Genomic DNA, 7,602 nt, shown 5'->3' on the forward strand with positions numbered 1-7,602 from the left:
GCAAACAACAAGGAATGGCAGCCAAATGAAGGATTTCACGCTGAACGGCAGCATCGGCCGCTAATCGGGATGCTTTCTCCACGCAAGGCGTGGTGCCGCAACAAGCTGCAGCATTCCTGTTTCAATGCCGCATATAAAAGGATGATGTGCATCTGCGCAATGACCGCATGGTTTTTGCGTGCAAGCAAAATACGCGTTATGCAATAGCAGCCTGTTTTCGCAATCCCGGTCAGTTTCGTGTAGGAAATACACACCATCGACAATGCCATCATGGACTCATCCAGCCAGTTGGAGCGGCAGCTGCTTTGGATTCTGGTTGTAGTATTCCTTGGCTTTCTTACCGCAGCCGGCATCAGTGCCTGGACCGCCGGCCGGTATGCAAACGCCGAGTCCCTGCGGATCGAGGCATATGCCGAGCTGCAGAGTCTCGACGCCATCCTCCTTGCTTTCGACGATGCGGAAACCGGACAGCGCGGCTTTCTGCTGACAGGCAATACCACGTATCTGATGCCTTACCACGAAGGCCTGGGCCGGATCGATGCGGAACTGGATCAGTTGAGCCGACTGGTGGACGACGATGCTTCAAAAGCAGCCGTCGATCGTATCCGTCAGTTGATACAACTCAAATTCGATGAACTCGAAAAAACCATCAACGTGCGCCAGCAGCAGGGCCTGGAGCAGGCATTGGAACTGGTCAATTCGAATGCAGGCAAATCCTATATGGACGAGCTTCGAGACGTCGTGGCCGGGCTGAAGGCGCAGCAGAAGGAAAAGCTGGAAGACTTGCAGGACAGGACAGTCATCCATATGAAGATCTATCAGTACAGCGCGACGTTCTTTGTCCTGTTTCTGATGCTTGCCATCTTGTCGGTGTGGACGATGATCAGGCGCGACATGGAATCCAAACGCCAGCTTCTCGAGCGCCTGGATCACGAAGCCAGCCATGATGCCTTGACCGGACTGCCGAACCGCAATCTGTTCGTCTCGATCCTCGACTACAGCATTCCCATTGCGAGCCGCTACCAGCGTACGCTTGGGGTCATGTTCATCGACCTAGACGGCTTCAAGGCAATCAACGACACATTCGGGCATGCCGCGGGTGACGCCGTATTGAAAGAAGCGGCGCGCCGCCTGAAGGAAGGCTCGCGGCAATCCGATGTCGTGGCGCGGATCGGCGGCGACGAATTCCTGATCCTGATTCCCAACATCAATCAGCGATCAGACCTTGAGGTGCTCGCATCTCATCTGCTGGCCGGCTTCGATACACCGATCGTGCCGTCGATCGGACCTGCGAAGATAGGCGCAAGTATCGGCATAGCCGTGTTTCCCGATGACGGTATCCGCTCGACGGAGTTGATCAAGGCGGCGGACGTGGCGATGTACCGTGCGAAAGGCGGCGGAAAACATCGATTCGTGTTTCATTCGGCTGAAGATCCGCTGCTCAGCTGACACGTCTTGAAGCAATGGCCAGGAGGCGGGAGTCCGGTCAGACCCGACGCCGGGACGAATGCGCTACCCCATCGGCATGCAGGTAACGGCGAATTCCAGTGATCCGACGCCGGAAATTGATTGGTACGAGCAAATATCAATGCCCGCAGTGAACCTGTTTAATTTGGGTTAGTATCCCGGGAAGATGAAAAATACTGAATCTTTGGAATTCACGTGTGTCACATTCCTGACGGATATCGAAACTGAGTTTTTTGCATCATGAAAGCCATCTTTCTCGCGCTTCTGCTTTTTGTCTTCGCAGCCCAGGGGTGCGTTGTGGCTGTTGGCGCGAATCTGATGGAGGCAGGCAACCCGGCATCAACTGAAGCGCAGCCCGGAAAGCCTGCGCAAGTCGTTGATGGCGCCGCGAAACAAGGCATTCTGGACCTCGCCGCCACAGATGTCCTGCCCTCTATCGAAGAGATGTCGGATTACGTGTCCATTCAGGTTGCGGACAACGGCGGCAAGGAAAGTGTCATACCGCCGGTCGCCGTGATCCTGACGTACGCCTCGATCGTTCTCCCCAAGTTCTTCCCCCCTCCCCGCGCATAGCGCTTCCGCTGTCCCTTGCTTTGCCTGCAGGTGCTGAACGCACAGACTGCGGCACATTTCCGTCGCCTTAACGCTCGCCACACAATAAGGCAGCTTGGTCAAGGCGAATCGATTCCGTGTATGCCAGGAGGGAAACCCCATGTTCAAATCAATACTGATGCCAGTAGATGGCTCAACGTTGTCCTACAAGCCCATGCAAGTGGCAACCGACCTTGCCAAACTTTCGTCAGGCAAGCTGATCGTGATGTCAGTGGCTGAACCACGCTTGTTCAATGGGTCGGATGCAGACTCGCTGCAAACCGGCCAGACCGTGGAAGAAATGCGTCTTCACGCCGCAAAGGTGAACGTACAGAAGGTGCTCGACTATGCGGAAGAGGCAAATGTCGATTGCGAAGCCGTCGTATCCATGTCCCGTCTCCCTGACGAGGAAATCCTCGAAGCGGCGAAGCAGTATCATTGCGACGTCATCGTCATGGCCACACGCGGAAAGACGGGCGTGATCGATATGATGTTCAATGAAAGCCTGACCCAGGAAGTCCTGCGCAAGTCCATGGTCCCGGTGCTGGTCTTTCCGTAGACGGACGGGCTTTGCCTTTCATTGTTCGAAATCTCCCATGGAGCAACCGCCGGACGGGCCTGCACTTCGCTGCAAGCCCGTTCGGTCAATGCCATTCATGGCAGACACTGCATTGCTTCGGCAATTACAGGCACCAGCATGATCGCCCGCCGGCGAACGGGCTCGGTCTCACTCAAATCCACTTCGGGAACACCGGTTATCTATGCACCATAATGTCAGCCTGATCGCCACTCTTGCCGCCGCATTCGGTCTTGCGCTCATCCTCGGCTTTATTGCGGCCCGCCTCAAACTCCCTGCCCTCGTCGGATATTTGCTTGCAGGGATAGTGCTCGGTCCATTTACTCCCGGCTTCATTGCCGACGTCGATCTGGCAAACCAGCTCGCTGAAATCGGCGTAATGCTGCTGATGTTTGGCGTCGGACTGCACTTTTCGCTTGATGACTTGATGGAGGTGAAAGGCATTGCGCTTCCCGGTGCCATATTGCAGATCAGCGCTGCGACTTTGCTTGGCCTCGGGGTGGCAACGTTCATGGGTTGGACATTCGGTGCAGGACTGGTCTTCGGGCTTGCACTTTCCGTGGCAAGCACGGTTGTCCTGTTGCGCGCTTTGGAGGAACGAGGTGAACTGGATTCGCTGAATGGCCGCATTGCCGTGGGATGGCTGGTGGTGGAGGATCTCGTCATGGTCCTGGTGCTGGTGATGCTGCCTGCCCTGTCGGGATGGCTTGGCGGCAAGTCACCGGACGGCGGCGGATCTTTATGGACGACCCTCGTCGTTACCCTTGGCCAGGTCGGCATTTTCATTGCCCTGATGCTGGTCGTCGGCCGGAAAGTTTTTCCCTGGCTGCTCTGGCAGGTTGCCAGAACGAATTCCCGCGAGCTTTTCACGCTTTGCGTCATCGCCGCAGCGATCGGCATCGCTTACGGCTCGGCGAAGCTTTTCGGGGTGTCGTTTGCCCTCGGCGCATTCTTTGCGGGAATGGTGTTGCGCGAGTCCGAATTGAGCCATCGCGCGGCGGAAGATTCACTGCCGCTCCAGGATGCGTTTTCGGTGCTGTTTTTTGTTTCTGTCGGCATGTTGTTCGACCCGGCCATCCTGTCGGAACAGCCTCTGCAGGTGCTCGCGGTCGTACTCATCATCATGCTGGGTAAATCAGTAGCGGCGTTCCTGCTGGTGCTTTGGCTACGCTATCCGCTCAATACGGCACTGACGGTTTCCGCAAGCCTTGCACAAATCGGCGAGTTTTCGTTCATCCTGATGGCGCTCGGCCTTTCCCTGGGTTTGCTGCCGCCCGAAGCGCAAAGTCTCGTACTGGCCGGCGCCATTCTTTCCATCGCGCTCAATCCATTTACCTTCAAGGCGATCGCTCCGCTGCAGAAGTGGCTGCATTCCCATTCATACCTCGCCAGGAAATTTGACTGGCCGGCAGACCCCCTTGCGGAATTGCCGGTCGAAGTGCCGCAGGAGAAACTGACCAGGCAGGTCGTGCTGGTCGGGTTTGGACGTGTCGGCAAACGGATCGCCGAAAAGCTGACCCTGGCAAACATCAGCTATGTCGTTGTCGAAAGCAACCGGGAGATCGTCCAGAATCTGCGCCGCAATAACATTCCCGCTGTTGCCGGCAACGCAGCCGAGCCCGCCATCCTCATTCAGGCGCACATTGCCAAGGCCAGCTTCCTGGTGATTGCAACGCCCGATACCTTTCATGTGCGCTCGATGATCGAAATCGCACGAGCGCTGAATCCCGATATACAGACGATCGTCCGCACGCACAGTGAAGAAGAGGCGGCGTTGCTCCGAAGAGAAAATGCGGGCCATATATTGATGGGCGAGCATGAGTTGGCGAAGGGCATGGCGGCCCATGTGATTGCCAGACTAGAACATCATGATTTGCAGTCCAGCGTCGCGTCGTTCGAACGTGCGCTGCGATAGAGCGGTAACCGGAGGAAGGTGCCCGGGGAAAAGACGAATTTTTGCCTGTTTGAATTCGCTGTATTTGCTGCTTCGAAGACATCATCTCCTCGGACTGCGGTTGCGGCTTGTTTGACATTCATCAAATCCACAGCCGCAGCTCATGTTGTGGTGGTTCGTACTCCGGCCTATAACGATCTTGATCTCATGTGCAACTGACATCCCGATGAGAAGGAGGCATATCATGGATCGCAAATTCATCGACTGCCGGGAAATTCCGAGCGACACGCATTGCACCATCGCCATTGCCGCCGATACGGAAGAAGAACTGCTGGACGCAGCGGTGCAGCACGCTGTTTCAGTTCATCAGCATAAAGATACGCCTGAATTGCGAGATCTTCTGCGTCAATCGTTCAAGGTCGGGACACCGCCGATCGAAGCACCCATGAGCCATGCATAGCAGGAAGAAGGGACTGGTGTAGTCATCCCCGGTGTCGCTGAGGACACCGGGGATGGACGCCAGATGTCACCGGTCTTCAGGATATCAACACAAGAAGTTTGCCGGCGTCGACAGGCTTTGCCAGGTGATGGTGGAAGCCTGCCGCCAGGGCTTTCTCGCGGTCCTGTTCCTGCGCGTGGCCGGTCAGCGCAACCAATACGGCGTTGGCCGTTCCCGGTTCCGCCCTGAGGCGGCGGGCCAGCTCATTGCCATCCAACTCCGGCAAGCCGATGTCCAGTATGCATATGTCCGGCAATTCCATCCCGGCGCGCTCCCATCCGCGCCTGGAAGTGTGCTCGACGAATACCTCATGCCCTGCGACTGCGAGATACATCGCCAGCATCTGCGCATCTTTCACCCGCTTGTCGGTTTCGGCGTCTTCTACGACGCAGGGTTTGGCGAGATGACTCAGCCGCACAAACCCTGCGCCGAAAGCCGTGGTTTCATATTGTCCTGCAATGCCGGATACGCCATTGGTGTAATTTCCGGTGACGTTGAACGTATCCGTATGCGGGTTGACCTAGGCATAGGCGCATCGGTTCACATCAAGGTACTGACCGAGAATGGTTGCAGCGGTATGTGTGATTTCGTCGGAATCAATCAAAGGGCGAATTGCATCGTCCAATCTGGCAAGGAACCTGTACTGTTCCGGTTCAAGCAGGACCGGCTGCGCCTCAGCTCCATCGGAGCGATGTGTTTAGACATTGAATCTGCTGTTATCAGTTAGCCTGGAAGACGCCGATTTAGTCCGGTTCAATTGGCTTGTCGATGTAGCGAGCGCCAGATACCCCACGGACGAGCCCGGCGCATTCCCCCGGTCTGCAGCAGGGAGCGCATACGCCATCGGTGAAGCGCCTTGCTCAACGAGACACTCTACCCGGCATCGCGTCATCGGTGTGATCTCACGCCGGGTGGCGCTCGGCGATTGCCCTGTCAAGCTCAACCAGCTGGACCGGCTTGACCAGGTGTACGTCGAATCCCTCGGCAAGTGACTTCTCCGCATCCTTTGCCTGACCGTACCCTGTCAAGGCGATAAGGCGCATCCCGCGTGTCTCGGCACGTTTGCGCAGCTCGCCGGCAAGCGCATAGCCGTCCATCACGGGAAGACCGATGTCGAGCACGGCCACTTCGGGATGAAAATCGGCGGCGATGGAAAGTGCCTCGATCGGATCGCCTGTTGCGCGCACGTCGTGGCCTCGATAGGACAAGTACTGGCTTATACTGTTCAGGGCGTCGGCGTTATCATCGACAAGCAGAATCCTGGCCGCGCGCGTGCCGGATCCGGCTTCATGCCCCGGCCCGGTGCTGATCGGGGCTTGAGGCTGCCGGTCGTTGCTCAGCACAGGCAGGATTACGGTGAATTCCGAGCCCTTGCCCACGCCGTCGCTTGCGACCGTTACGCTTCCGCCGTGCAGTTCCACGAAATTCTTCACGAGCGCCAGCCCGATGCCGAGGCCGCCCTTGCTGCGCTCTATCGTGGCGCTTCCCTGTTCGAAGGAATTGAACAGCCTGGGCAGCAGATCCGGGCTGATTCCGCTCCCGTTGTCCTGTACCGACACACGTGAGACCAGGCCGCCGGCTTGCAGGCGCACCTTCACGTGCCCTCCCGGGTCAGTGTATTTGGCGGCGTTGGTGAGCAGATTGGAGAATACCTGGGCAAGCCGGACCGCGTCCCCATATACCCATACCGATTCTTCAGGAAGCTCCACGTCGAGCGCGTGCTGCTGTTCCACGAAGAGCAGGCCTGTATCCTCCAGGGCGCGAGCCAGCACCAATTTGAGGTCCACCACCTCGCGCCGGAGTTCGATCTTGCCCCGGGTGATCCGCGTCACGTCGAGCAGGTCGTCCACCAGCCTGGAGAGATGCCTGGCCTGCCTTTCGATGATGTGATATTCACGCGGCAGACCTCCGCTCTCGCGCAGCTTAAGCAATTCAAGTGCGGTGGTGATCGGCGCCAGCGGGTTGCGCAGTTCATGACCGAGCATCGCCAGGAACTCGTCCTTGGCCCGGCTTGCCTGCTCACGCTCGTAGTTCGCCCTTGCTGCCTGCAGCCCGGTGGCCGCGAGCGATGACGCCGCCCTCAGGAACGCTAACTGGGTGAAGCCGGGAAAGCCGGGGTCGAAGGAGCCGAACCAGATCTTTCCGCCATAGGTGCCGTACCCCATGCTGATGCGAATCACGCGCAACTGGCCAAGCGGCGTGTCGCACAGTGTCGGACGGCCGTCCGGAAGAGATGAGGTTCCCCAGCCGGCGGCGAGCGATCGCCATGCATGAATGTCAGGTTCACCGACATACCGCCCCTGGACGCGGAGCATCTCCAGCAGGGGTTTGTCGGTATGGAGGTAGGTCTGGGCAAATGCAAAGCCGAGCGGCACGATGCGCTCGGCTGCCTCGATCATCACCTGCAATACGGTCAGGCCGTCGCGCCCCGCCCACAAGGTGGGCAGAGCGAGCAGGCCCGTGAGGTCCCGGATCGCCTGTTCCAGGATAACTTTTTCTGAAGGCTCCAAGGAGGGAGATGAATCCCTATCATTAGACATCACGCTTCCCGTTCAGGCAGGAAGGCGGAGTCGG

7 protein-coding genes are annotated in these 7,602 nt (G+C 57.8%); 5 read left to right on the forward strand and 2 right to left on the reverse strand.

The features are described 5' to 3' along the window. Positions 1 to 270 precede the first annotated feature (270 nt). The 5 genes from VGU61_RS20270 to VGU61_RS20290 all read left to right on the forward strand — a co-directional run bounded on the left by VGU61_RS20270 (position 271) and on the right by VGU61_RS20290 (position 4,989). Positions 271 to 1,449: a diguanylate cyclase domain-containing protein gene (locus tag VGU61_RS20270; RefSeq protein WP_326861103.1), complete on the forward strand. Its 1,179-nt coding sequence runs from the start codon at positions 271 to 273 to the stop codon at positions 1,447 to 1,449. 258 nt (positions 1,450 to 1,707) lie between these two features. After that, positions 1,708 to 2,040, forward strand: coding sequence for a hypothetical protein (locus VGU61_RS20275; RefSeq protein WP_326861104.1), 333 nt, complete (start codon positions 1,708 to 1,710; stop codon positions 2,038 to 2,040). A gap of 139 nt (positions 2,041 to 2,179) precedes the next feature. Continuing rightward, entirely contained in the window at positions 2,180 to 2,617 is a 438-nt protein-coding gene (locus VGU61_RS20280) for a universal stress protein (RefSeq protein WP_326861105.1), read from the forward strand. Between the two features lie 202 nt (positions 2,618 to 2,819). Continuing rightward, positions 2,820 to 4,550: a YbaL family putative K(+) efflux transporter gene (ybaL, locus tag VGU61_RS20285; protein WP_326861106.1), complete on the forward strand. Its 1,731-nt coding sequence runs from the start codon at positions 2,820 to 2,822 to the stop codon at positions 4,548 to 4,550. A gap of 223 nt (positions 4,551 to 4,773) precedes the next feature. Beyond that, positions 4,774 to 4,989 carry a DUF1059 domain-containing protein gene (locus tag VGU61_RS20290; RefSeq protein ID WP_326861107.1) on the forward strand — a complete coding sequence of 72 codons (216 nt, stop codon included), beginning with the start codon at positions 4,774 to 4,776 and terminating at the stop codon, positions 4,987 to 4,989. A gap of 76 nt (positions 4,990 to 5,065) precedes the next feature. On the opposite strand, the gene VGU61_RS20295 is transcribed toward VGU61_RS20290, so the two are convergent. Then, positions 5,066 to 5,446 (reverse strand): response regulator, encoded by a 381-nt coding sequence (locus tag VGU61_RS20295; protein WP_326861108.1) that lies wholly within the window; start codon positions 5,444 to 5,446, stop codon positions 5,066 to 5,068. A 484-nt stretch (positions 5,447 to 5,930) separates the two neighbouring features. Beyond that, complete coding sequence (locus VGU61_RS20300) at positions 5,931 to 7,538, reverse strand: hybrid sensor histidine kinase/response regulator (protein WP_326861109.1); 1,608 nt, start codon at positions 7,536 to 7,538, stop codon at positions 5,931 to 5,933. Positions 7,539 to 7,602: the final 64 nt, after the last annotated feature.

Origin of the sequence: Noviherbaspirillum sp. (genome assembly GCF_035944575.1) — a bacterium.
Classification (GTDB): Bacteria; Pseudomonadota; Gammaproteobacteria; order Burkholderiales; family Burkholderiaceae_D; genus Noviherbaspirillum.

What these genes read in the sequence shown, in the direction of transcription:
- VGU61_RS20290 (WP_326861107.1), top strand. Translation starts at nt 4,774, where the DNA reads ATGGATCGCAAATTCATCGACTGCCGGGAAATTCCGAGCGACACGCAT.
- VGU61_RS20270 (WP_326861103.1), top strand. Translation starts at nt 271, where the DNA reads ATGGACTCATCCAGCCAGTTGGAGCGGCAGCTGCTTTGGATTCTGGTT.
- VGU61_RS20280 (WP_326861105.1), top strand. Translation starts at nt 2,180, where the DNA reads ATGTTCAAATCAATACTGATGCCAGTAGATGGCTCAACGTTGTCCTAC.
- ybaL (WP_326861106.1), top strand. Translation starts at nt 2,820, where the DNA reads ATGCACCATAATGTCAGCCTGATCGCCACTCTTGCCGCCGCATTCGGT.
- VGU61_RS20275 (WP_326861104.1), top strand. Translation starts at nt 1,708, where the DNA reads ATGAAAGCCATCTTTCTCGCGCTTCTGCTTTTTGTCTTCGCAGCCCAG.